This window comes from Methylococcus capsulatus str. Texas = ATCC 19069 (assembly GCF_000424685.1).
Taxonomy (GTDB): Bacteria; Pseudomonadota; Gammaproteobacteria; order Methylococcales; family Methylococcaceae; genus Methylococcus; species Methylococcus capsulatus.
Genome location: NZ_AUKJ01000004.1, coordinates 34,282 through 58,162, shown reverse-complemented (window position 1 = coordinate 58,162; position 23,881 = coordinate 34,282). Strand labels below are relative to the sequence as shown.

20 protein-coding genes are annotated in these 23,881 nt (G+C 65.0%); 12 read left to right on the top strand and 8 right to left on the bottom strand.

Annotation, left to right across the window (positions count from 1 at the left end; all coding sequences use genetic code 11):
- Positions 1-15 precede the first annotated feature (15 nt).
- The 5 genes from nifJ to H156_RS0100675 all read right to left on the bottom strand — a co-directional run bounded on the left by nifJ (position 16) and on the right by H156_RS0100675 (position 8,006).
- The gene (gene nifJ / locus H156_RS0100695) at positions 16-3,582 is read right to left on the bottom strand and encodes a pyruvate:ferredoxin (flavodoxin) oxidoreductase (RefSeq protein ID WP_017365058.1); all 3,567 of its coding nucleotides are present in this window, start codon (positions 3,580-3,582) and stop codon (positions 16-18) included.
- 5 nt (positions 3,583-3,587) lie between these two features.
- Positions 3,588-5,228, bottom strand: coding sequence for an NAD(P)-binding protein (locus H156_RS0100690; RefSeq protein ID WP_017365059.1), 1,641 nt, complete (start codon positions 5,226-5,228; stop codon positions 3,588-3,590).
- A gap of 363 nt (positions 5,229-5,591) precedes the next feature.
- A complete protein-coding gene (locus tag H156_RS0100685) occupies positions 5,592-6,758 on the bottom strand; it encodes an ATP-binding protein (protein ID WP_017365060.1) in 1,167 nt (388 codons plus the stop codon).
- On the bottom strand, positions 6,746-7,477 hold the full coding sequence (locus tag H156_RS0100680; protein WP_017365061.1) for a response regulator: 732 nt from the start codon (positions 7,475-7,477) through the stop codon (positions 6,746-6,748). The genes H156_RS0100685 and H156_RS0100680 overlap by 13 nt, the downstream gene beginning before the upstream one ends.
- 7 nt (positions 7,478-7,484) lie before the next feature.
- Complete coding sequence (locus H156_RS0100675) at positions 7,485-8,006, bottom strand: Spy/CpxP family protein refolding chaperone (RefSeq protein ID WP_017365062.1); 522 nt, start codon at positions 8,004-8,006, stop codon at positions 7,485-7,487.
- Positions 8,007-8,198: 192 nt separating this feature from the next.
- On the opposite strand from H156_RS0100675, the gene pepN reads away from it, so the two are divergent.
- Both pepN and H156_RS0100665 read left to right on the top strand, forming a co-directional pair.
- Positions 8,199-10,850, top strand: coding sequence for an aminopeptidase N (pepN, locus tag H156_RS0100670; protein ID WP_017365063.1), 2,652 nt, complete (start codon positions 8,199-8,201; stop codon positions 10,848-10,850).
- 28 nt (positions 10,851-10,878) lie between these two features.
- Entirely contained in the window at positions 10,879-11,907 is a 1,029-nt protein-coding gene (locus H156_RS0100665; RefSeq protein WP_017365064.1) for a zinc-dependent alcohol dehydrogenase family protein, read from the top strand.
- A gap of 10 nt (positions 11,908-11,917) precedes the next feature.
- Here H156_RS0100665 and H156_RS0100660 read toward each other — a convergent pair whose 3' ends face one another.
- The 3 genes from H156_RS0100660 to H156_RS0100650 are packed head-to-tail and all read right to left on the bottom strand — an operon-like array spanning position 11,918 to position 14,483.
- A complete protein-coding gene (locus H156_RS0100660; protein WP_010960103.1) occupies positions 11,918-12,487 on the bottom strand; it encodes a hypothetical protein in 570 nt (189 codons plus the stop codon).
- Between the two features lie 5 nt (positions 12,488-12,492).
- Positions 12,493-13,140 (bottom strand): response regulator, encoded by a 648-nt coding sequence (locus H156_RS0100655; RefSeq protein ID WP_010960104.1) that lies wholly within the window; start codon positions 13,138-13,140, stop codon positions 12,493-12,495.
- Positions 13,137-14,483, bottom strand: coding sequence for a histidine kinase (locus tag H156_RS0100650; RefSeq protein ID WP_026597553.1), 1,347 nt, complete (start codon positions 14,481-14,483; stop codon positions 13,137-13,139). The genes H156_RS0100655 and H156_RS0100650 overlap by 4 nt, the downstream gene beginning before the upstream one ends.
- Positions 14,484-14,743: 260 nt before the next feature.
- Between H156_RS0100650 and H156_RS0100645 the strand changes: the two genes are divergently transcribed.
- From H156_RS0100645 to H156_RS0100600, 10 genes are all read left to right on the top strand, one after another.
- Positions 14,744-16,549: a methanol/ethanol family PQQ-dependent dehydrogenase gene (locus tag H156_RS0100645; RefSeq protein WP_010960106.1), complete on the top strand. Its 1,806-nt coding sequence runs from the start codon at positions 14,744-14,746 to the stop codon at positions 16,547-16,549.
- A gap of 68 nt (positions 16,550-16,617) precedes the next feature.
- On the top strand, positions 16,618-17,478 hold the full coding sequence (moxJ, locus tag H156_RS0100640) for a methanol oxidation system protein MoxJ (protein WP_017365066.1): 861 nt from the start codon (positions 16,618-16,620) through the stop codon (positions 17,476-17,478).
- 5 nt (positions 17,479-17,483) lie between these two features.
- Complete coding sequence (gene moxG, locus H156_RS0100635) at positions 17,484-17,963, top strand: cytochrome c(L), periplasmic (protein ID WP_010960108.1); 480 nt, start codon at positions 17,484-17,486, stop codon at positions 17,961-17,963.
- Positions 17,964-18,004: 41 nt separating this feature from the next.
- Positions 18,005-18,289 (top strand): methanol dehydrogenase [cytochrome c] subunit, encoded by a 285-nt coding sequence (locus H156_RS0100630; RefSeq protein ID WP_010960109.1) that lies wholly within the window; start codon positions 18,005-18,007, stop codon positions 18,287-18,289.
- Positions 18,290-18,452: 163 nt separating this feature from the next.
- Positions 18,453-19,472: an AAA family ATPase gene (locus H156_RS0100625; RefSeq protein ID WP_017365068.1), complete on the top strand. Its 1,020-nt coding sequence runs from the start codon at positions 18,453-18,455 to the stop codon at positions 19,470-19,472.
- Positions 19,469-20,311, top strand: coding sequence for a DUF58 domain-containing protein (locus H156_RS0100620; RefSeq protein WP_017365069.1), 843 nt, complete (start codon positions 19,469-19,471; stop codon positions 20,309-20,311). Before H156_RS0100625 ends, H156_RS0100620 begins: the two co-directional genes overlap by 4 nt.
- 182 nt (positions 20,312-20,493) lie before the next feature.
- Positions 20,494-21,366, top strand: a complete 873-nt coding sequence (locus H156_RS0100615; protein WP_017365070.1) for a hypothetical protein — start codon at positions 20,494-20,496, stop codon at positions 21,364-21,366.
- On the top strand, positions 21,363-22,346 hold the full coding sequence (locus tag H156_RS0100610) for a vWA domain-containing protein (RefSeq protein WP_017365071.1): 984 nt from the start codon (positions 21,363-21,365) through the stop codon (positions 22,344-22,346). The genes H156_RS0100615 and H156_RS0100610 overlap by 4 nt, the downstream gene beginning before the upstream one ends.
- Entirely contained in the window at positions 22,343-22,906 is a 564-nt protein-coding gene (locus H156_RS0100605; protein ID WP_017365072.1) for a hypothetical protein, read from the top strand. Before H156_RS0100610 ends, H156_RS0100605 begins: the two co-directional genes overlap by 4 nt.
- Positions 22,903-23,874, top strand: a complete 972-nt coding sequence (locus H156_RS0100600) for a vWA domain-containing protein (RefSeq protein ID WP_017365073.1) — start codon at positions 22,903-22,905, stop codon at positions 23,872-23,874. The genes H156_RS0100605 and H156_RS0100600 overlap by 4 nt, the downstream gene beginning before the upstream one ends.
- Positions 23,875-23,881: the final 7 nt, after the last annotated feature.

Genomic DNA, 23,881 nt, shown 5'->3' with positions numbered 1-23,881 from the left:
GGCGCGTTTCCTCGGTCATTGGGTCTTGAGGCTGGCATCGGGATGGAAGTGGGCGCCGCTGCGACTCGCCATTTCCTCGTAGGTTTCCCACTTCTGATCGACCACCTGCTGGGCCAGCGCCATCAAGCGCTCGCTTTCCGCCGGGCGGGAGTGGGCCAGCATCTTGTAGCGCAGCTCGTTCATAGCATAGTCCTTGAGCTTGATACGGGGGCGGGGCGAGTCCAGTACGAAGGGATTGCGGTCGGCTCGGCGCAGCGCCGGGTTGTAGCGGAGCAACGGCCAGTGACCGCTGGCGGCAGCCAGATCTTGCTGTTTCAAGCCCTGCCGCATGTCGATGCCGTGGGCGATACAGTGGCTGTAGGCCAGGACCAGCGAGGGGCCGGGATAGGCCTCGGCTTCGCGGAGGGCCAGCAAGGTCTGTTGGGGATTGGCGCCCATGGCGATCCGGGCGACGTAGACGTTGCCATAGGCGATGGCCTGCAGTGCGAGGTCCTTCTTGGCGACCGGTTTGCCGGCAGCGGCGAATTTGGTGACGGCGCCGAGCGGGGTCGATTTCGACATCTGGCCGCCGGTATTGGAATACACCTCGGTGTCCAGTACCAGGACGTTGACGTCCCGGCCGCTGGCGAGGACGTGGTCGAGCCCGGCCGAGCCGATGTCGTAGGCCCAGCCGTCGCCGCCGACGATCCAGATGCTGCGTCGGACCAGATGGTCCGCGACCGAGAGCAGATCCCGGGCCGCTTCGCAGTCGATGTCCCGCAAGGCGGACTTCAGCGTCGCGACGCGCTGGCGCTGGCGGCGGATCTCGGATTCGGCGCGTTGCGGCGCGTTCAGTATGTCGTCGGCCAGCCCGGCCGGAAGCCGTGGCCCGAGTTCTTTCAGCCGCTGACGGGCGAGGGCCAGATGCTTGTCGGCGCTGAGCCGAAAGCCCAGGCCGAATTCGGCGTTGTCCTCGAACAGCGAGTTCGACCAGGCCGGACCGCGGCCTTCCGCGTTCTTGGACCATGGCGTGGTCGGCAGGTTGCCGCCGTAGATCGAGGAACAGCCGGTGGCGTTGGCGACGAGCAGGCGGTCGCCGAACAACTGGGAAAGCAGGCGCACATAGGGCGTTTCGCCGCAGCCGGCGCAGGCGCCGGAGAATTCGAACAGGGGTTCCAGGAACTGGGCGCCGCGTACCGAGGAGAAGTCCACCCGCGACCGGTCGTTGACCGGCAGTCGTTCGAAGAACGGGATGCTGCTGCGCTCCTGCTCCAGGACCGGTGCCTTCGGCCGCATGTTGATGGCCTTGACGCCGGCTTCCCGGGGGCTGCGGACCGGACAGACCTCTACGCACAGACCACAGCCGGTGCAGTCTTCGACGTAGACCTGCAGGGTATAGCGGGTTTCCGGGAAGCCGCGCGCGTTGATGGGGGCGGACTTGAAGCCGGCGGGCGCACCGGCGAGCCGCGATTCCGGATAGAACTTGGCGCGGATGACGCTGTGCGGGCAGACGAAGCTGCAGTTGCCGCACTGGATGCAGATGTCCGGTTCCCACACCGGGACCGTGTCGGCGATGTTGCGCTTTTCCCAGCGTGTGGTGCCGGAAGGATAGGTGCCGTCGACCGGCAGGGCGGACACCGGAAGGGTATCCCCGGCCCCGGCCATCATGGCTGCCGTTACCCGCTGGACGAAATCCGGCGCCTCGGGCGGCACCGGCGGCGGCATTTCCAGGCGGCTGGTGGCCCGCGCCGGCACCTCCACCCGATACAGATGCGCCAGGGTATGGTCCACCGCGGCGAAGTTCATCTTGACCACATCCTCGCCTTTCTTGCCGTAGGTCTTGCGGATCGAGGTCTTGATCCGTTCGATCGCCTCCTCGCGCGGCAGCACGCCGGAGAGGGCGAAGAAGCAGGTCTGCATGATGGTGTTGGTACGGCCGCCCATGCCGGATTCCGCGGCGACTTTGGACGCGTCGATGACGTAGAAAGCGATGTTCTGAGCGATGATACGTTCCTGCACCGGGCGGGGCAGGTGGTCCCACACGGTGTCCGGTCCGTAGGGGCTGTTGAGCAGAAACACCGCTCCCGGGCGGGAGTGCTCCAGCACGTCGATCTTTTCCACGAAGTTGAACTGATGGCAGCCGATGAAGCCGGCCGAGCGGATCAGATAGGGCGATTCGATCGGGCGGGGACCGAAGCGTACATGGGAGACGGTGCGGGAGCCGGATTTCTTCGAGTCGTAGACGAAATAGCCCTGCGCGTAAAGCGGAGTGGATTCGCCGATGATCTTGATACTGTTCTTGTTGGCGCCGACGGTGCCATCGGCGCCCAAGCCGAAGAACAGGGCGCGCACCACGTCCTCCGGCTCGATCTCGAACCGTTCGTCGTAATCCAGGCTGGTGTGGGACACGTCGTCACGGATGCCGACGGTGAAATGGTTCTTCGGTTGCGGCCGGGCCAGTTCGTCCAGCACCGCCTTGGCCATGGCCGGGGTGAATTCCTTGGACGAGAGACCGTAGCGCCCGCCGATGACCCGGACCGGTGATCCGCTTTCTGCCAGCGCCGTGACGACGTCGGTATAGAGCGGCTCACCCATGGCACCCGGCAGCTTGAGCCGGTCCAGCACGGCAATGGCCCGGACGCTCGGCGGCAACGCAGCCAAGAAGTGAGGCGCGGAAAAGGGCAGAGCAAGGCGTGTTTGCACCACGCCGACCTTCTCGCCCCGCCGGCACAGGAAGGCGACGGTCTCGCGCAGGGTGAGCGCTCCGGAACCCATCACCACTGCGACCCGCTCGGCCTGGGGATCGCCGAAGTAATCGAACAGCCGGTATTGCCGGCCGCTGAGTCCGGCGAATTTGTCGAACTGCGACTGCACGATTTCGGGCAAACGGGCATAGAACGGGTTGACGGTCTCCCGGCCCTGGAAATAGACGTCCGGGTTCTGGGCGGTGCCGCGGATGAAGGGGTTGTCTGGATTCAGGGCTCGCGCCCGATGTTCGCGGACACGGACCGGGTCGATCAGAGCCCGGAGGGTCTGGTCGGGTATCAGGGTCAGTTTGTTGACCTCGTGCGAGGTGCGGAAGCCATCGAAGAAATGCACGAAGGGAATCCGGGATTCCAGACTGGCGGCTTGGGCCAGGGCAGCCATGTCGTGCGCCTCCTGCACCGATCCGGAAGCGAGCTGGGCGAAGCCGGTGGGGCGCACGGCGGCAACGTCGGAATGGTCACCGAAGATGGACAGGCCCTGAGCGGCGAGCGAGCGAGCGGCGACATGGAACACCGTCGGGGTCAGTTCGCCGGCGATCTTGTACATGTTCGGGATCATCAGCAAGAGTCCCTGCGAGGCGGTGAAGGTGGTGGTCAAGGCGCCTGTCTGCAGCGCCCCGTGCACCGCTCCGGCCGCCCCTCCTTCACTCTGCATCTCCACCACCAGCGGCACGTTGCCCCAGATATTGGTCTTGCCTTCCGCCGCCCACTGGTCGGCCAGCTCGGCCATGGTGGAGGACGGGGTGATCGGATAGATCGCGCAGACCTCATTGATCCGGTAGGCGATGTAAGCCACTGCTTCATTGCCGTCGAGCGTGGTTTCGATGGTCGAATGCATGGGTCTCAAGCTCCCGGTTCGCTGATCATTTCAATGGCATGGGCGGGACATTGTTCATGGCATACGGCACAGCCGGTGCAGCGGTCGTAGTCGTAGCGGTAGCGTTTGCCCGGGCCCAGCTTGACGATGGCCTGCTCGGGGCAGGCGCCGTAGCAGCCATCGCATTCGAAACAGTTACCGCAGGAGAAGCAGCGCCGCGCCTCGAACAGCGCCTCGGGCTCGCTCAGCCCCTGCACGACCTCGTCGAAGCCATAGGCCCGCACGACCGGGTCGAGCACGGGTTGTTCGCGCTGGTCGGCCTCGGTCAGGTACCAGACGTGGAGCTGGTCGAAGCCGACGACGGGATGTTTGGGGGGTGGGGCATAGGTCGTGCCGCGCAGATAGGCGTCGATGTGGCGGGCGGCCTTCTTGCCATGGCCGACCGCGACCGTCACGGTGCGCTCGCTGGGCACCATGTCGCCGCCGGCGAAGATGCCGGCCTTGCCGGTCATCAGGTTGGCGTCGACCAGCACCGTGCCGTCTTCCTTGAAGCGGATTCCGGGGATCCTGTGCAGGAAGGCGGTGTCGGTGTCCTGCCCCAGGGCGAGGATCAGGGCGTCGGCTTCCAGGGTCTCGAATTCTCCCGTCGGCTGCGGGTAGCCGTGTTCGTCGATGCGCATGACCTCGACCTGGATGTGGGTCTGGTCGATCTGCTTGATGCTGCGCAGCCAATTGATCTTGACGCCCTCCTCCAGCGCCTCGTCGGCCTCGAACGGATGGGCCGGCATGTGCTCGCGGTCGCGGCGGTAGATGATGAGGGCTTCTTCCGCACCCAGGCGCTTGGCGGTGCGGGCGGCGTCCATGGCGGTGTTGCCGCCGCCGTAGATTGCGACCCGGCGTCCCAGTTTCGGCGGATCGCCGCTGGCGGACTGACGGAGGAAACTGACTGCATCGAGAATCTTGCCGGCATCGCGGGAGGGGATCTCGACCCGTTTGCTCAGCTGCGCTCCGATGGCGAGGAAGACGGCATCGAAACGTCCATTGGTCTGCTCCTCGAGTACGTCATCGACCCGGTGATTGAGCCGGATTTTGACCCCCATCCGCTGGATGCGCTGGATTTCCTGCTCCAGTTCGCGACGGGGCAGGCGATAGGCGGGGATACCGAAATGCATCATGCCGCCGGCCAAGGGGCCCGCCTCGTGGATCTCGACCTCATGTCCCAGGCGCACGAGATGATAGGCGGCCGACAGCCCGCTGGGTCCGGCGCCGATCACCAGCACCCGCCGGCCGCTGGGCGGCGCCTCGGTCTCCGCCTCCCAGCCCTCCCGCAGTGCGAGGTCACCCAGGAAGCGTTCGACCGCATGGATGCTCACCGCCTCGTCGACTTCGTTGCGGTTGCAATGGGACTCGCAGGGGTGGTAGCAGACGCGGCCGTGCACCGCCGGCATCGGGTTGTCCCGCATCAGGATCTGCCAGGCGCGCCGGTAGCGGCCGGCCTGGGCCTCGGCCAGCCAGGCCTGGATGTTTTCGCCGGCCGGACAGGCGCTGTTGCAGGGCGGCAGCAGGTCGACGTAGATCGGACGGCGGCGGCGCACTGGGCCGGTGCCTTTGCCGTGACCGGTCAGATCGGGAGGGAGGGTGATGTCGCTGAACTTGGGGCCGCTCATGGCGTTTCTCCATCGGGTTGAGGCGGGCCTGCCGAACGGAAAGGAATTATCCTCTCTTCGACTCAAGTTTAGCGGGAAATAAGAAACGGACGCCGGGAAGCGGTCGCACCTTGCGCCCGGCTATTTGGGTACGGCGAGCCACGGCAGGGCGGAAGGGGGTGGAGGCCCAACGGAAGGCACCCGCGTGCTGAGTCCGCCGATGACCGCAAATGCGGCGGCAGCCAGAACGAGGAATATCTTCTCGATTGGATTCATGTCGGGCCCCGGAGGAGTGCGCCGGTTGCAGGTACGTCGCCATCGTGGGGTCCGGGGTTGTCCCTCTTATCTCCTGTTTGTATGCGCCCCGATACAGAGGGCGGGCGATCATTTCCGGGGCAGGTTGAGGCGGGCGATGAGCCCGCCTTCGGGACAGTTGCGCAGTGTCAGGCGACCGCCATGGCTGAGGGCGACGTCCCGGGCGATGGACAAGCCCAGGCCGGTGCCACCGGAGGCCCTGTTGCGGGAGGTTTCGAGCCGGACGAACGGTGCGAACACGGCTTCGAGATGGTCCTCGGGGATGCCCGGGCCGTGATCCCGGACTTCGATGATCAGGGTGCCGGGCGTATCCTTCAGTGTGATCTCGGCGCTCTGGCCATAGCGCAGGGCATTGCCGATCAGGTTGTCCAGGCAGCGCCGCAGCGCGACGGGACGGGCCATGATGGGCTTGGCCTTGCCGTTGACACTGACTTGCTGGCCCTGATCCTGAGCGTCCTCCGCGAGCGAGTTCACCAGGGCTTCGACGTCCAGCGGCTGCAGCGGTTCGGGTTCGACATGGCCGCGGAGATAATCCAGGGTCGATCCCAACATGATCGACATCTCGCGCAGGTCCTCGTGCAGTTTTTCGCGGAGTTCGTGCGGCTCGACGCCTTCGACGCGGAGGTTGAGACGGGTGATCGGCGTGCGCAGATCGTGGGACACCGCTGCCAGGAACTGGCTGCGCTGGCGGATCTGCTCGAGCAGCTGCGCCTGCATGCGGTTGAGTGCGCGGGCAGCCTGGCGGGCTTCGGCCGGACCGCTTTCCTCCAATGGCTGGGTGCTGAGGCTGTCGCCGAAATGCTCGGCGGCCTGGGCGATGCGGTTGATCGGCCGGGACAGCCAGCGTGCGCCGATCCAGGCCGTCAGGCCCAGGGCGATGAGCCGCATCGCCGCGCTGATCCAGCCGCCGTGCGGACGGTAGGGGAGGGGCAGGCGGGTCCCGGGGGCGTCGCCGGGGAGCGGGGTGACGGTGGGCGTCGGCGCAGGCTCCTGCCCCGGCACGCGCCACCCGAAGTTGTCCTTCGGTGGCGGGAAGTCGACTGGCGGAGGTCGCGATAGCCACTCCGGCAATGGCGGCAGGCGAGGAGGGGCCGGAAGGGGCGAAGGGGGGGGCGGAGGCTCGGACAGCTCCAGGTTGAACACCACTGCCATGCCCAGGAAATGGCTGGCCGTCAAGGTCACCAGCAGCAGCAGGAACAGCCGGGTGAACAGCGTGTCCGGGATCAGGCGCCGCATTTGCTTACCCGAGCGCTGAAGAAATAACCTTCGCCGCGGATGGTCTTGATGAGTTTGGGATTCTTGGGGTCATCCTGCAGTTTCTGGCGCAGCCGGGAGACCAGCAGGTCGATGCTGCGGTCGAAGACGTCCATGGCCCGGCCGCGGGCATAGTCGAGCAGCTGATCGCGGGTCAGGATGCGGTTGGGACGCTCGATGAACACGCTCAGCAGGCGGAACTCGGCATTGGAGAGAGGAACGACCATGCCTTCGGGCGAGGTCAGTTGACGGAGCACCCGGTGCAGCCGCCACCCTTCGAATTCCACGGCGATGTCGGAGGATTCGGGGCTTTCCGGTTCGCGCTCGTGCCGGGCGCGCCGGAGGATGGATTGGATGCGAGCCACCAGTTCACGCGGCTCGAACGGCTTGGCTACGTAGTCGTCGGCGCCGAGTTCCAGGCCGACCACCCGGTCCATGGGATCGCCCCTGGCCGTCAGCATGATGACCGGAATGTCGCTCTCGCCACGGAGCGACCGGCACAGGGTCAGGCCGTCTTCGCCGGGCAGCATCAGGTCCAGCACGACGAGGTCGAACGAACTTTCCGTCAGCGCCTTTTTCATCGCCGCGCCATCATGGACACCGACGGCTTCCATGCCGAAGCGCGAGAGGTATCCGCCGAGCAGATTCCGAATCTCGACGTCGTCATCCACGATCAGAATACGTGTGGTCGGTGCCTGCATGGAGCTGTTATTTCGGAGGGAGCGGATCGCCTTCGGCTTTGCCAGGACTGAATCGGCATTTGCCGTCGGCCGGCATGGGGCCCATTTTATCGAGTTCGGCCAGCAGTTGGGCGTTTACGGTTTTTTTCTGGGTCGCATCCAGGCTGTCGTAGAAGTTCAGCCACAGTTTCCGGTTTTCCTTCATCCTGGCTTCGATGCTGCTCTTGTCCGCGTCCAGTCTGTCGAAGAGGGCGCGAAGATCGGCGTTGCCATCGCTCAGCGCCGACTTGATGTCCTTCTGGGCTGCATCGAAGCGTTCGCGGTGCGACTTCGTCAACTGACGGGTGTCGTCTTCGGCGCGTTTCCAAAGATTCTCTTGGTCACCGTTCAGGTTCAGTTCGCCATGGATGCGCCAAAGCATCCCGGCCAGACGTTCCTCCGGATCGGGTTTGGGCGGAGGGAACGCGCCGGCCGTCGATACAACAGACACCAGTCCCGCGAACACGGAGGCTGCGATCAATTTTTGCAGGGGGGAACGATAATGTTTCATGGGGATCTCCTGATCGGGTTGTCAACGGATGCGGCCGGGGCTGTCTCACCCGGCGATGGCATGATCCCGAAGGCCGGTTTCGGCAGAATTTCAGGAATGTATCAGGATTGAATCGGGCCACGGGTTTGGAGCGGAGCGGGTTAGGCCGTATCATCGGGACTTACGCTTTTCCCAGAACCAAGATTCGCGACGATGCGTGAAGCCTCCCCGAAGACCATCTACCTCAAGGACTATCAGCCCCCCGAATATCTGGTCGACGCCGTCGACCTGTTCTTCGAGCTGGATCCCCACTCCACCCGCGTCACTTCCCGGTTGAAGCTGCGCCACGATCCGGCGGTGGAAGACCGGCGGTCCGTGCTCACGCTCGACGGCGAACGCCTGGAAGTCGAATCCGTCAAGCTCAACGGCCGGATGCTGCGCGAGGGCGAGTACTGCGCCAGTGAGACCGGATTGGTGATCCACGCGGTGCCGGACCGGCCGTTCGAGCTGGAAATCGTCAACCGGATCAGCCCGGAAGCCAACACCGCGCTGGAAGGCCTGTACCTGTCCAATGGCATGTTCTGCACCCAGTGCGAACCGCACGGCTTCCGCCGCATCACTTACTACATAGACCGGCCCGATGTGATGTCGCTGTTCACCACGACGGTCGTGGCGGACAAGAGCCGTTATCCGGTGCTGCTCTCGAACGGCAATCCGGTCGCCCGCGGAGAACTCAGGAACGGCCGGCACTGGGTCAAGTGGGAGGATCCCTTCAAGAAGCCTTGTTACCTCTTCGCCCTGGTGGCGGGACAGCTGGCCTGCCGGGAAGACCGTTTCGTCACCGCATCCGGCCGCGAAATCGCGCTTCGGATCTACGTGGAACCGCACGATCTGGACAAGTGCGATCACGCCATGCAGTCACTCAAGCACGCGATGCGCTGGGACGAGGAGCATTTCGGCCGCGAGTACGACCTCGATCTGTACATGATCGTGGCGGTGAGCCATTTCAACATGGGAGCGATGGAGAACAAAGGGCTCAACATCTTCAACACCAAGTTCGTGCTGGCGCGGCCCGACACCGCCACCGACGCCGACTACGAGCACATCGAGGGCGTCATCGGTCACGAATATTTCCACAACTGGACCGGCAACCGCATCACTTGCCGCGACTGGTTCCAGCTCAGCCTGAAGGAAGGGCTGACCGTGTTCCGCGACCAGGAGTTCTCAGCCTCCCGCAGCTCGCCGGCAGTCAAGCGCATCGAGGACGTGAACCTGCTCAGGACCCGCCAGTTCGCCGAGGACGCTGGCCCTCTGGCGCATCCGGTGCGTCCGGAGTCGTACATCGAGATCAACAATTTCTATACCCTCACCGTCTACGAAAAGGGGGGAGAGGTGGTGCGAATGATCCAGACCCTGGTCGGCCCCGAGGGTTTCCGCAAGGGTATGGACCTCTATTTCGATCGCCACGACGGGCAGGCCGTGACCTGCGACGATTTCGTGCGCTGCATGGAGGACGCCAACGCCATCGATCTGAGCCAGTTCCGCTTGTGGTACAGCCAGGCCGGCACGCCCGAGCTGCGGCTCGATCCGGTATACGACGCTGGGACGCGGACCCTGCGCCTGTCGGTGCGCCAGTCCTGTCCGCCCACTCCGGGCCAGCCGGTCAAACAGCCCTTGCACATCCCACTGGCCCTCGGGCTGCTGGCGAGGGACGGGCGCGAATTGCCGCTGCGACTGGCGGGCGAGGCCGATGCCGGGCCAACCACCCGGGTGTTGCACGTGCGCGCGGCCGAACAGGTGTTCGAATTCCTGGACGTCCCGGAACGCCCGGTGGTCTCCGCCCTGCGCGGCTTTTCCGCGCCGGTCGGGTTGAAAATGGAGCGCAGTGCCGAGGAACTGGCCTTCCTGTTCACCCATGACACCGACGCCTTCAACCGCTGGGACGCGGGCCAGAGCTTGATGGTCCAGGTGATGCTCGGCCTCATCGAGCGCATCCGGGCAGGCGAAAATCCGCAGAGCCTCGACCCGAACCTGATCGGGACCTTCCGAACCTTGCTGGCGCAACCGGCGGCAGACCTGTCCTATCAGGCGCTGCTGCTCGGCTTGCCCTCGGAAGACTATGTCGCCTCCCTGATGAGCGTGGCCGATCCGGACGCCATCCACCGGGCCCGCCAGACTGTCCGCAAAACCTTGGCCACCGCGCTGGCCGAGGATTTCCTGAGGCTCTACCGGGAGCATCACGCGGCCGAAACGGGTGGCCTCGAGCCGGCTGAGAGAAACCGGCGCCGGCTCAAGAATGCCTGCCTCGGTTTCATCGCGGAGCTGGAGACTCCCGAGTCTTACCATCTCTGCGTCCGCCAGTTCCGCGAGGCCCGCACCATGACCGACCAGATCGCGGCGCTGGGCGCGATCGTCAACAGCGCCCATCCGGACAAAGCCGACTGTCTCGAGTCATTCTACGCCTGCTGGCGGGAGGAGGCCCTGGTCATCGACAAATGGTTCGGCCTGCAGGCGAGCTGTCACCTGCCCGGTACCCTGGAGAAGGTCAAGGCACTGACGGCACATCCCGATTTCGATCTGCGTAATCCCAACCGCGTGCGTTCGCTGATCGGCGCGTTCTCGCAGGCCAACCCGGTCAATTTCCACGCGGCCGATGGCAGCGGCTATGAATTCTTGGGAGACCAGATCGTCGCCCTCGACGCCATCAATCCTCAGGTCGCCGCCCGCATGCTGGGAGCCCTGACCCAATGGCGCCGCTACGATCAGGGGCGGCAGCAAGCCATGCGTCGCCAGCTGCAGCGCATCGCCGGGCTGGACGGGGTGTCCAAGGATGTTTACGAGGTGGTGGTGAAGAGTCTGGCATAGAGGGTGGGAGCCAGAGCCGGAGGGGGTTATGAAAGCTTGGGTGATCGACCGAATCGGCCCGCTGGACTCGTCGCGAACTCTGCTACGCGCCACCGACCTCCCGGTGCCGGAGCCCGGCCCTGGCGAAATCCTGCTGCGGGTGGCGGTTTGCGGCGTCTGCCACACCGAAATCGACGAGATCGAGGGCCGCACCGCGCCGCCGCGCCTGCCGGTCGTGCCCGGACACCAAGCGGTCGGTCGGATCGCGGCTCTCGGCTCCGGCGTGGCGGAATTCGCTTTGGGCGACCGCGTCGGTGTGGCCTGGATCTTTTCTGCCTGCGGAGAATGCGAATTCTGCCGGTCGGGACGGGAGAACCTCTGTTTCGCATTCTGTGCCACCGGGCGCGATGTCGACGGCGGCTACGCCCAGTACATGACCGTCCCGGCGGCCTTTGCCTTCCGCATTCCGGAGGGATTCACCGATGCCGAAGCCGCGCCGCTCCTGTGCGCCGGCGCCATCGGTTACCGTTCGCTCAATCTCAGCGGGCTGAAAAACGGCCAGCCGCTGGGGCTCACCGGGTTCGGGGCTTCCGCCCATCTGGTGCTGATGATGGCCCGGCACCGGTTTCCCGATTCGGAAGTCTATGTCTTCGCGCGTCATCCCGAGGAGCGCGCGTTCGCGCTGCAGCTGGGCGCGGTCTGGGCCGGCGACACCGCGGACATTGCTCCCGCCCCGCTGGCCGCCATCATCGACACGACGCCGGCGTGGAAGCCGGTGGTCGCAGCGCTCGCCAACCTCGCTCCCGGTGGCCGGCTGGTCGTCAATGCGATCCGCAAGGCGCCGGACGACCGCGCCTGTCTCGCCGAACTCGACTATGCCCGGCACTTGTGGATGGAACGGGAAATCAAGTCGGTCGCCAACGTGGCGCGCAGTGACGTGGCCGGGTTCCTGGCGCTGGCGGCGGAAATGGGCATCCGTCCCGAGACGGAGGAGTACGCGTTCGAGGATGCCGACCGGGCGCTGCTCGACCTCAAGCAACGCCGGATTCGCGGGGCGAAGGTGTTGCGGGTGACTTGAGTCGGAGTTTTCAGTCCCCCACGGCCCGTCGGTAGCAATAATCGAACAGTATCCGCCATTCCGCGAGCTGGATGCGCCGGCACAAGGGCTCGGCCGGCGTATGGCCGAGGCGGGCGGTGTCGCAGAGGTCGATGAAGGCGAAGGGGTCCCAGGCGGTCTGCCGCAGCAGGAATTCCGTCTCGTGCGAGGGCGGTTCGGCTTGGGCCAGCTCACGCGCGGCGACGGTCACTTCGGGAAAAACCGGGTGGCTGCCGACGCGCTTGAACCAATACTTGGCGTTCCATGCATCCGGCTCACGGCGGTGGAGGATGCCGTGCCAGTAGCTGCCGCTGGTCGTAGCGATGCCCTGGCTGATGCGGTGGCTTTCATCGAAAAAATCGTGATAGAGCCAGACCGCCGCCAGACAGCACCGCGCCATGTCCGGATCGCGGACCGTTCGGGGCTCGAAAGCCGTTTCGATCCGCAACGCATCCAGCCGCGGCCGCATGCCGAGGTTGGGGGCGCCCGGTACCAGGCTGTTCAGCCGTTCGTTCGCCAGGAGCTCGGTGAAGGGTTGGGAATAATGCGCGGTTTCGTCCATCGTCGTTACGTCTTGAATATCCCGTTCTGGTAGGCGAGGCGGGCCATTTCGGCGGTGGTGTTCACGCCCAGCTTGCTCTTGATGAGGGTACTGTAATTGGCGACGGTTTTATAGCCGAGCCGCAGTTCTTCGGCGACCTCGCGGGTGGTGTAGCCCTTGGCCAGCAGCAGGAAGACGTCGAACTCGCGGGCCGACAGCGTGTTGAGCGCCGTCGTGGCTTCGGCACCCCCCAGAGTCTGCATGGCCAGGCGCTGGGCGATTTCCGGTTCCAGGAAGGATTCGCCGGAGGCGATGCGGGCCACGGCCTCGACCAGGATTTCCGGCGCGCAGCTCTTGGTGATGTAGCCCCGCGCGCCGGCCTCCAGCGCACGCACCACGTAGATCAGCTCGTCATGGATACTGAACACCAGGATTCGGGCCGAAGTGTCGCGGCTGCGGATGCGGCGGATCGAAGCCAGTCCGCCGATGCCGGGCAGCGAGAGGTCCATGACGATCACGTCCGGACGGGTGTCGGCATAGAGCTGGCATGCTTCCTCTCCCCGCTCGGCCTCACCGACGACCTCGATGTTCGGCGTGCCGGACAATAGCAGGCGGTAGCCGGCACGGACCACGGCGTGGTCATCCACCAGCATCACGGTAATCTTGGATTTCATGGGCATGTGCCTTCGCAGGGAATCTCGATGCGCAGGGTGACGCCGGCGCCGGGACGGGTGTTCAGACTGAACTGGCCGCGCAGGCTTTCCACCCGTTCGCGGATGCCGAGCAGGCCCAAGCCGGCCGGGACCCGGGCGGGGTCGAAGCCGGCTCCGTCGTCACTGACCTCGAGCAGGAGGGCTTCGGGCCGTTCACCGGTCGCCTCGATCAGGTTGAGGTGGATGCCGAGCTTGGCCGCGCCGGAATGCCTTACCACGTTGGTCAGGCTTTCCTGCACGATCCGGAACACATGTATCCGGGCGTCGCCGATGCATTCGTCGATGCCGTCGTCGCAGCTGAAGTCCAGCGCGATGCCCGGATAGCGACCGCGCCAGTTTTCGATCATGTCTTCGAGGGACGCCTTCAGTCCCAACTCGTCCAGCATCAAGGGGCGCAGCCGTTGCATCAGGGTGCGCAGTACGGCGAACAGATGGTCGCAAATCGACTGGATGGCGCCGATGGCATCGGCGTTCGGTCCGTCGTCCCGCTCCGGTTTGCGCAGGGATGCGGCGATCGCCTTGATGGCACTCAGCGACTGGCCGAGCTCGTCGTGGAGTTCTTGCGCAAGGTACCGCCGTTCCTCCTCCTGAATCGCCAGTGAGCGTTGGGCCAGCGCACGGTTTTCCTCGCGGGTTTTTTCCAGCGTGCCGACCGTGTGGTTGAAGGCCCTCGAAATGCGGGCGAATTCCGGCAGGTAGAACTCCGGCAGGCGGCGGCTGTAATCACCGTTTTCCAGGTCTTCCAGCCCTTCGAGGATGATGCCCACGGATTTGAACGCCCGGCCCAGGGTGGTGTGGACGACCAGGTACACCGTGACGGCGAGTGCCACCATCAGCAGCAGAAACCCCCGTGCTTCGATCCAGGCCTCGGCGATCTCGTCGGCCGGGTTGGCGTCAACGGTGATCTGGATCATCGGGTTGCCGATCTGGTACAGATGTTTCTCCGCCACCAGGGGGTCCGGCGCGACGGCCCAGGCGAACCAGGCGGGCGCTTCCTCACCCTCCGCGGGGCCGGCAGAGGAGGGCAGATCGATGATCGTCCTTTCGCCTTGATGGATGCTGAGGCTCAGGTGGCGGGCGTGGTCGAGCCGGGCGAGCTGGGCGATCCATTCGACCGGCGAGCGACCCGCCGCCACCGCCTGTTCCAGGCCGGCATCGATCAGCTGTAACGCCAGGTTGACCGATGACCGGACTTCCTCGGCCACCGACCGGCGCGCGTTGTGGACCACGAACAGGGTGCCCATGCCGATGATGGCCAGCATGACCAGACCGATCATGAGGTTCAGGCGAAACCGCAGACTCAAGGGCGCTTGCTCCCGGGAAAGATCGTATTAGTTTGCCTCGATCGGCGGTCCTTGTGACAGGGAGATATTCCCGACGGATCCGGGGTATTCGAGCGGAACCTCCCGCCGTGGGAGTTTTTCCAGCGAGCATTCGAGAGTTTTTCAAGGCGGCTTCGAGGGGTTATTCCGTAACGCCGCCGACATGATCTGTCCCAGAATCTCCGCCGCTGTTCGTAGAGCGCCGATGCAGGGTCGGCATCAATCATTCTTGGAGGAGACACATGCAAATTTGCAAACTGGCAAGTGGCTGCGGCGGGTCGATGCTGGCGATGGCCGCCGTGCTAGCCGCGCAATCCACGCACGCCAATTCGGAGCTGGACCGGCTGTCGAAGGACGACCGGAACTGGGTCATGCAGACCAAGGACTACAGCGCCACCCACTTCAGCCGGCTGACGGAAATCAATAGCCACAACGTCAAGAACCTGAAGGTGGCCTGGACCCTGTCCACCGGCACGTTGCATGGCCACGAAGGTGCGCCGTTGGTGGTGGACGGCATCATGTACATCCACACGCCGTTCCCCAACAACGTCTATGCAGTCGACCTGAACGACACCCGCAAGATGCTGTGGCAGTACAAGCCCAAGCAGAATCCGGCGGCCCGCGCGGTGGCTTGCTGCGACGTGGTCAACCGCGGTCTGGCCTACGTGCCGGCCGGCGAGCACGGTCCGGCGAAGATCTTCCTCAACCAGCTCGACGGCCACATCGTCGCACTCAACGCCAAGACCGGCGAAGAGATATGGAAGATGGAAAATTCCGACATCGCCATGGGCTCCACCCTCACCGGCGCGCCTTTCGTGGTGAAGGACAAGGTACTGGTAGGTTCGGCCGGAGCCGAGCTGGGCGTGCGTGGCTACGTCACGGCCTATAACATCAAGGACGGCAAGCAGGAATGGCGGGCCTATGCCACCGGTCCCGACGAAGACCTGTTGCTGGACAAGGACTTCAACAAGGACAACCCGCATTACGGTCAGTTCGGCCTGGGGCTCTCAACCTGGGAGGGTGATGCCTGGAAGATCGGCGGCGGCACCAATTGGGGCTGGTATGCCTATGATCCCAAGTTGGACATGATCTACTACGGTTCCGGCAATCCGGCACCCTGGAACGAGACCATGCGGCCCGGCGACAACAAATGGACCATGACCATCTGGGGCCGCGACGCCGACACCGGCCGCGCCAAGTTCGGCTACCAGAAGACGCCGCACGACGAGTGGGATTACGCCGGTGTCAACTACATGGGTCTGTCCGAACAGGAAGTGGACGGCAAGCTGACGCCGCTGCTGACCCATCCCGACCGCAACGGTCTGGTGTATACGCTGAACCGGGAAACCGGTGCCCTGGTCAATGCCTTCAAGATCGATGACACCGTCAACTGGGTGAAAAAGGTCGATCTGAAGACCGGCCTGCCGATCCGCGATCCGGAGTACAGCACCCGCATGGACCACAATGCCAAAGGCATCTGTCCCTCGGCCATGGGCTATCACAACCAGGGCATCGAGTCCTACGATCCGGACAAGAAGCTGTTCTTCATGGGCGTGAACCACATCTGCATGGACTGGGAGCCGTTCATGCTGCCCTACCGCGCCGGCCAGTTCTTTGTGGGGGCGACCCTCAACATGTATCCGGGACCCAAGGGGATGCTGGGTCAGGTCAAGGCGATGAACGCGGTCACCGGCAAGATGGAATGGGAAGTGCCAGAGAAGTTTGCGGTCTGGGGTGGCACCTTGGCGACCGCCGGCGACCTCGTGTTCTACGGTACCCTCGACGGCTTCATCAAGGCCCGCGACACCCGTACCGGCGAGCTGAAGTGGCAGTTCCAGTTGCCCTCCGGCGTGATCGGCCATCCCATCACCTATCAGCACAACGGCAAGCAATACATTGCCATCTACTCCGGCGTCGGCGGCTGGCCAGGAGTAGGGCTGGTATTCGACCTGAAGGACCCGACCGCAGGTCTGGGGGCTGTGGGTGCGTTCAGGGAACTGGCGCATTACACCCAGATGGGTGGATCGGTGTTCGTGTTCTCGCTTTGAGTCGAAGGGGTGGAGGCGCTCCGGGGGAGCGCCCCTATCCCATGCTGTCGAAAGGATGAACCATGCGAATGAACCGTATTGCAGCCGCGGGGTGGACCGCTTACCTCGCGGTCGTGGGATGCGTGCAGGCAGCGACGAGCGTCGAACCGCTCAAAGTCTGCTCCGCGGAAAACGAGATGCCGTATTCGGACAGGGCCGGCGAGGGTTTCGAAAATAAGTTGGCTGAGCTCCTTGGAAAGGGATTGGGACGGCCAGTCGAGAACGTGTGGTGGACCGATGCCCGCTATTTCGTCCGGGATTATCTGGACAGGGGTTTGTGCGATGTGGTCATCGGCGTCGATGCCGGCGACCCGCGGATGCTCACCAGCACTCCTTATTACCGGTCCGGCTACGTATTCGTCTACCGCAAGGACACGGGACTGAGCATCCAAGATTGGAACAGCGCGGCACTGAAGACCGTGAAGCGGATCGCGTTCATGCCGGATACCCCGGCTGAGACGATGATCCGCACCATCGGCCGCTACAACGACATGTTCAACTACATGCACTCCCTGGTCGGTTTCAAGTCGCGGCGTAACCAGTACGTGCGCTACGACCCGGCCAAGCTGGTGGCGGAAGTCGCCGACGGCAACGCCGAAGTCGCGGTGTTGTGGGGGCCGGCGGCGGCGCGCTATGTCAGAGGGGCGGGGCTGGCCATGACCGTCATCCCCGACGACAACCGGCGGTCCGACGGCGAGAAAGTGCCCCACCACTATTCGACTTCCGTCGGCGTGCGCAAGGGCGAGGAGGCCCTGCTCAAGCAGATCGACCAGGTTCTGGCCCGCTTCGGCAAGGAAGTGAATGCGGTGCTGGAGGCGGAAGGCATTCCGCTGTTGCCCATGGATGAAAAACCGGCCAGGACGGCTTCCCATGATCGAAGGAAAGGCTAGAGAAAATGAAGCTGAAGAATGCGAGGTTCGACGTGGCTGGCATGTGTGTCGCCGGGTTGTTGGCGCTGCCCGCGCAGGCCGACATTACCCTGCGGCATGCCGTCACCGGCGAGACGCTGGAATTGTCCTACGCCAAGGCCGGCGGCGACACGCAAGCCGTCAAGCAGTTCCTGCAGACCGGCAAGAACCCTTACAACGGCAACAAGGAGGTAGTGGAACAGGGACATAGTCTGTATCTGTCAGCCTGTTCCGGCTGCCACGGCCATGAGGCCGAAGGCAAGCTCGGTCCGGGATTGGCGGACGACTATTGGACCTATCCCCGCGCGGCCACCGACGTCGGTTTGTTCGAAATCCTGTTCGGCGGCGCGCAGGGCATGATGGGGCCGCAGTACGTCAACCTCAACAATGACGAAATGCTCAAGATCATGGCCTGGATCCGCAGCCTTTACCGGGGCGATCCAGCCAAGGCCGAATGGCTGAAATGACGGCCCTCAAATCTTTCACCTCAAGACAGGAGGCATTCCTCATGATGCAGAAAACGAGTTTCGTCGCGGCCGCCATGGCCGTTTCGTTCGCGGCGGGTGTCCAGGCCTATGACGGTACCCACTGCAAGGCGCCCGGAAACTGCTGGGAGCCCAAACCCGGTTATCCGGACAAGGTCGCCGGCAGCAAGTACGACCCCAAGCACGACCCGAACGAGCTCAACAAGCAGGCGGAGTCGATCAAGGCGATGGAAGCCCGCAACCAGAAGCGCGTGGAGAACTACGCCAAGACCGGCAAGTTCGTCTACAAGGTCGAAGACATCAAATGACGGCAGCGGTGTAACGCTGTCGGCAGCGTGTACATGGCGGCAAGGGTATATCGAACCGCGCCCTCATCCCCGGCCCTTTTGGGGAGTGAATCCCCTCTCCTCCGGGAGAGGGGTTGGGGGCTTGCTACCTCTCTTATCGAAAGCCGCCGATAGGCACTCACCCATGAATCTAGACACCCCCCTTGCCGACGGCCTGGAACGCGCCAAACGCTTCGAACAGGGGCTGCAGCAAGTCGTGCTCGGGCAGGAGCGCCCGATCCGCCTGCTGACCCTGGCCGTGTTCGCCCGCGGCCATGCGCTGCTCGAAGGCGGCGTCGGCGTCGGGAAGACCACCTTGCTCCGTGCGGTGGCGCGCGGCATCGGCGGCGATTACGAGCGGATCGAGGGCACCATCGACCTGATGCCGAACGATCTGGTCTATTACACCTACCTGGACGAGCAAGGTAGGCCGGGCGTCGCGCCGGGGCCTTTGCTCAAGCACGGGGAGCAGCTTTCCATTTTTTTCTTCAACGAGATCAACCGCGCCCGGCCCCAGGTGCATTCCCTCCTGCTACGGGTCATGGCCGAGCGCTGCGTGTCGGCTTTCAACCGCGAGTACCGGTTTCCGTACCTGCAGGTGTTCGCCGACCGCAACCGGGTGGAAAAGGAGGAGACTTTCGAATTGCCCGCGGCGGCGCGCGACCGCTTCATGCTCGAAATCGCCATCGAGCCGCCGGCCGATCCTGCGCATATCGACCGAATCCTGTTCGACCCGCGTTTCTACGATCCCGACCGGCTGGTCGCGTCCGCGCCGGCCGATACGCTCTCGTTCCGTGAACTCAACGGCATTGCCGAAGCCCTGCAAGGCGGCATCCACGTCAGCGCCCGTCTCAGAGCCTATGTCCAGGATCTGTGGCGCGCGACCCGGCGGCCGGAGGATTTCGGCATCGCTCTCCACGAGGCGGATTCCGGCGACATGATCGAGGCCGGTTCCAGTCCCCGCGGCATGAGCTACTTGGTCCGGCTGGCGCGGGTGCAGGCGTGGCTCAGTGGCCGGGACCGGGTCGAGCCGGAGGACGTTCAATACGTGTTCGCTCCGGCGGTCGGCCACCGCATCTTCCTCAAGCCGGTCTACGAATACCGCCGCACCGAGCTGATCCCGGAGCTGGTCGGCAAGCTGATCCGCCGGATCGCGGCGCCATGAAGCACAAGGAATTCCATTACCGGCTGACCTGGCGCGCCGACGGCGTCCAGCCGGGCGCCCATCCCAGCCGGCAGGGCGGGGGCGTGCATGCCTTTCAGCGGCTGGTGCCGTTTCAGGCGCATCCCGATCCCCGCAGGCTGCATCTGCGGGCCAGCCTCGGCGACCCTGGCGGCCACTTCTGGGTGCGTCTGCACGAGCAGCGGGGGCGGATCGCGGTTTACGCCTTGGCGGATCTGTCCGCCTCGATGGGCTACCGCGGGCGCGCATCGAAAACGGCCGTGCTGGCGGATTTCACCGAGGGGTTGGCGCTGTCGTCGTACCGGACGGGGGATGTCATGGGTTTCGTCGGACTGTCCGACCGTGGCGTTCCGGATTTCCATCTACCGCCGACCCGGCAGGTGGGAGCCGCCTTGATGCTGGCGGAGCGTCTGCGCGGTTTCCGACCCACGGGCGGCAGCGCGCGCGGGCTGTTGCACGCCGTCCGCTATCTGCCGTCGCGGCGCGGACTGGTGTTTCTGCAGTCGGACTTCCACTTTCCCTTGGGCTTCCTTAAGCAGGTCATGGAATCCCTGGCGCATCACGACGTCGTGCCGGTCGTGCTGTGGGATCCGGAGGAATCGGCGCCGGAGGCATCCGGACTGGCCCTGATGCAGGACATGGAGAATGGCATGGAGCGGTTGATGTGGCTGCGCCCGGCCTTGCGCGCCCGTTTGTCGCAGACCTTCCAGGAGCGCCGCGAGCGGCTGGCTGCGATGCTGCGAGGCTTCGGCAGGGAACCGCTGTTTCTGTCCGGCGGCTTCGATCCCGACGCGGTCACACGCTACTTCCATGCAGGCTGATGTTTCCGAAGGAATGGGGGAGGAGCGTATGCTGGTGCTTGGAGCGTCGTCCGGTGTGGTTTGCCCTCACCCCTTGCCCCTCTCCCAAAGGGAGAGGGGACTTACTCCCTTCTCCCTTTGGGAGAGGGGATGAGGGTGTGATACGCCTGATTTCCCATGCGGCTTCCAGAATTGGAGCAATTGTGGTTTGGTCTCTCCTGCCGGTCGCGGCCTTGGTATCGGTTCCACTTCATGGCGCCACTTCGCTCTCGTTCGACACGCCCCGCGCCTTCGGCTACGTCATCGGTGATCTCATCCGCCACGAGGTGCGGGTCGAAACCGATGCGGGGCAGGGAATAGAGGCTGCGTCCCTGCCCAGGGAAGGCTGGATCAACCGCTGGCTGCTGCTGCGGCGGGTCGAAGTCCGCCGCGAGGGCAGGCGCCGGATACTGACGCTGGAATACCAGACCTTCTACGCCCCGTTGGAAGTGAAGAACCTCACGATTCCCGGCTTCGAGCTGCAACTGGCCGGTTCGGGCGAACGGTTGGCGGTCCCTGACTGGACTTTCACCACCGCGCCGATCCGGGCGCTGTCGGTGCTGCGCGCCGAAGGCCCGTCGATGCGTCCGGACGCCGCACCGGCGCCGCTGCCGACTCTCGGCCCCGCCGCCGCGAGCGTCGGTTCCGGCCTCGCAGCCACGGGCGCGCTGGCCTGGTGGGCCTATCTGAGCGCCTGGCTGCCGTTCGTGTCGCGCGGCCGCCATTTCGCCGAGGCCCGCCGGGTGCTGCGGGATCTGCGCGGCCTGGGAGACAGCCGGGAGGCATTGCGCAGAGGTTTTTCCTGTCTGCACCAGGCGTTCAATCGGACTTCGGGTGAGCCGCTGTTCATCGAAGGGCTGGACGAGTTCTTCCGGAGCCATCCGGCCTACGATCTCTTGCGGGACGAGATCCAGGACTTCTTCCTGGCCTCGTATGAAGTCTTTTTCGGAGAGGGGGCACCGGCGCCGTCGTTCGACCTGGCGCGCATGGAGGCGTTGGCCCGTTCGTGCCAGCTTGCCGAAAGGAGGCGGCCATGACCGATTGGGCGCTGGACACGCCGTACTTGCTGTGGGGCCTGCCGCTGATGCTGCTTCCGTTGTGGCGGTTGCCGCTGCGTCCTGCCCCGTGTTCCTGGCATGCATTGTTGCCCGTCGATACTGCGTCGCGGGCCGTCGACCTGAGTCTGCGCCTCGCCGGTGCCGGCGCCATCCTGGCGCTGCTGCTGGGCAGTGCCGGTCTGCATCGGCGCGAGTACACCGTCGAACGCACCGGCTACGGCGCCCACATGGTGCTGCTGCTGGATCGCAGCCGCAGCATGGATGACAGCTTCGCCGGGCGTACCCCCACGGGCGGCGAGGAATCCAAGTCGGCCGCGGCGGAGCGCCTCCTGAGCGGTTTCGTCTCGAGCGGACGCAACGATCTGGTCGGGGTCGCCGCCTTCAGCACCTCCCCGTTGTTCGTGCTGCCGCTGACCGACAACAAGGCTGCGGTGCTGGCGGCGGTCCACGCCATGAAGCTGCCGGGTCTGGCGCAGACGCATGTGAGCAAGGGGCTGGCGATGGCGCTTTCGTATTTCGGCGACGATTCGAGCGCGGGTTCGCGTATCGTCCTGCTGGTGTCCGACGGCGCCGCCGAGGTGGACCCGGACAGCGAGCTGAAGCTGCGCCGCTGGTTCAAGGAGAAGGGCATACGGCTGTACTGGATATTCCTGCGCACCGCGGGCAGCCACGGTATCTTCGAAACTCCGGACAACCCGGAGGACGACAACGCCCAGGCGCGGCCCGAGCGCTATCTGCATCTGTTTTTCAGCAGTCTGGGCATCCCCTACCGCGCCTACGAGGCGGAAGACGCCGACGCCCTCGAGCGCGCCATCGCCGACGTCGACCGCGAGGAGCAGCGGCCGCTGCGCTATGCCGAGCGGGTGCCGCGGCGGGATCTGCAAGCCTTTTGTTATCTGGCGGCGGCGCTGGCGCTGGCCTGGCTGGTCGCCGCGAAGGGCATGGAGGTGGCGCGATGAGAGGCGACTGGCGTGTTCGGATCGCGGCCGGGCTGACCTTGATGCTGGCCTTGTCGGCGCTGCTGGAGCTCAGGCAATGGCGGAAGGCCGCGGCGGCCAATGCCGATATCGCCGAGCTGCTGGGGGGGCACGACATCGCGCCGGAACGGCTGGCGGCGGCATCGCCCCAAGTCCTGTTGGCGCGGGCCGTGTATTTCGTGCGGTACGAGCGCTACGGCGACGCGCTGGAGCTGCTGAACCTGCTGGAGACCCGGGGCGATGGCGCCTTCCGCGCCGACGTGTATTACAACCAGGGCAATCTGCAGCTTGCCCAGGCTCTGGACCGCGTCGAAAAATCGGAAATGGACCAGGCCCGGGTCTTCGCCGAACTGGCCAAGGAAGCCTACCGGCGTGCCTTGTCGCTGGCACCCGGCCACTGGGACGCCAAATACAACCTGGAAGTGGCCATGCGCCTCATGCCCGAAATGGACCGGGTCAGCCCTGCCGATGACGAGGCGCCCGCGGCTGAATCCAAACGGCTGTGGACCGGTTTGCCCGGACTCCCGCGAGGCCTGCCTTGAGTATCTGGCGGCAGCGCGTTGCCGATCCGGTTTTTGCCGGCCTGATTGTGGCCCTCCTTCTGGCGGTAGCCGCCTGTTTCCCGCTCCGGCTGGTGCTGGAGCGGTCGGTGTTCAGCCACATCGTCGTCGTCGACATCACCCGCAGCATGAACGTCGAGGACTACCGGCGAGGCGCGCGCGCCGTGTCGCGGCTGGAATTCGTCAGGCAGAGCCTGATCGGCGCCGTGGCCGACCTGCCCTGCGGCTCCGCCGTGGGGGTGGGCGTTTTCACCGAACGCGAGCCGGCGTTGCTATTCGAGCCGATCGAAACCTGCGCCGGCTTTTCCGCCATCAGCGCCGCCATCGAACAGCTCGACTGGCGCATGGCCTGGGCTGCCGACAGTCTGATCGCCGCTGGTCTGCACAACACCCTGGATTTGCTGGGGCGCGGCGATGCGGACGTGATTTTCGTCACCGACGGCCATGAGGCGCCGCCTCTCAATCCCCGTTACCGCCCGGACTTCAGCGACCTCAGAGGCAAGGTCCGGGGGCTGATCGTCGGAGTGGGAGGACTGAGCCTCTCGCCCATCCCCAAGTACGACGAGTCGGGACGGCGTTCGGGCGTTTATGGCGAGGACGAAGTCCCGCAGCGCTCGAGCTTCGGCCTGTCGGAGCTGCCGCCCGAGCAGATCGAGGGCTACCACGCCCGCAACGCTCCCTTCGGCAGCGAGAGAGCCGGGGGCACGGAACATCTGTCCCAGCTCAAGGAAGGATATTTGCGCCAGCTCGCCGAAGCCGCCGGCCTGGGCTACCACCGCCTGGAATCGCCCGAAGGACTGGGCCGCGCTCTCACGGCACCGGCCTTGGCGCGGCGCCAGCGGATCGCCACAGACGTCCGCTGGATTCCCGCCGCCCTGGCGCTCGCCGTACTGATGGCGGTGTATCTGCGGGTGCTGCTGCCGCGTCCTGGATTTTCAACCTCAAACTGAAGAACAA

Excerpts from the sequence above, each read along its gene's own strand:
- nifJ (WP_017365058.1), bottom strand. The coding sequence starts at position 3,582 with ATGCATTCGACCATCGAAACCACGCTCGACGGCAATGAAGCAGTGGCT.
- H156_RS0100690 (WP_017365059.1), bottom strand. The coding sequence starts at position 5,228 with ATGAGCGGCCCCAAGTTCAGCGACATCACCCTCCCTCCCGATCTGACC.
- H156_RS0100685 (WP_017365060.1), bottom strand. The coding sequence starts at position 6,758 with ATGCGGCGCCTGATCCCGGACACGCTGTTCACCCGGCTGTTCCTGCTG.
- H156_RS0100680 (WP_017365061.1), bottom strand. The coding sequence starts at position 7,477 with ATGCAGGCACCGACCACACGTATTCTGATCGTGGATGACGACGTCGAG.
- H156_RS0100675 (WP_017365062.1), bottom strand. The coding sequence starts at position 8,006 with ATGAAACATTATCGTTCCCCCCTGCAAAAATTGATCGCAGCCTCCGTG.
- pepN (WP_017365063.1), top strand. The coding sequence starts at position 8,199 with ATGCGTGAAGCCTCCCCGAAGACCATCTACCTCAAGGACTATCAGCCC.
- H156_RS0100665 (WP_017365064.1), top strand. The coding sequence starts at position 10,879 with ATGAAAGCTTGGGTGATCGACCGAATCGGCCCGCTGGACTCGTCGCGA.
- H156_RS0100660 (WP_010960103.1), bottom strand. The coding sequence starts at position 12,487 with ATGGACGAAACCGCGCATTATTCCCAACCCTTCACCGAGCTCCTGGCG.
- H156_RS0100655 (WP_010960104.1), bottom strand. The coding sequence starts at position 13,140 with ATGAAATCCAAGATTACCGTGATGCTGGTGGATGACCACGCCGTGGTC.
- H156_RS0100645 (WP_010960106.1), top strand. The coding sequence starts at position 14,744 with ATGCAAATTTGCAAACTGGCAAGTGGCTGCGGCGGGTCGATGCTGGCG.
- moxJ (WP_017365066.1), top strand. The coding sequence starts at position 16,618 with ATGAACCGTATTGCAGCCGCGGGGTGGACCGCTTACCTCGCGGTCGTG.
- moxG (WP_010960108.1), top strand. The coding sequence starts at position 17,484 with ATGAAGCTGAAGAATGCGAGGTTCGACGTGGCTGGCATGTGTGTCGCC.
- H156_RS0100630 (WP_010960109.1), top strand. The coding sequence starts at position 18,005 with ATGATGCAGAAAACGAGTTTCGTCGCGGCCGCCATGGCCGTTTCGTTC.
- H156_RS0100625 (WP_017365068.1), top strand. The coding sequence starts at position 18,453 with ATGAATCTAGACACCCCCCTTGCCGACGGCCTGGAACGCGCCAAACGC.
- H156_RS0100620 (WP_017365069.1), top strand. The coding sequence starts at position 19,469 with ATGAAGCACAAGGAATTCCATTACCGGCTGACCTGGCGCGCCGACGGC.
- H156_RS0100610 (WP_017365071.1), top strand. The coding sequence starts at position 21,363 with ATGACCGATTGGGCGCTGGACACGCCGTACTTGCTGTGGGGCCTGCCG.
- H156_RS0100605 (WP_017365072.1), top strand. The coding sequence starts at position 22,343 with ATGAGAGGCGACTGGCGTGTTCGGATCGCGGCCGGGCTGACCTTGATG.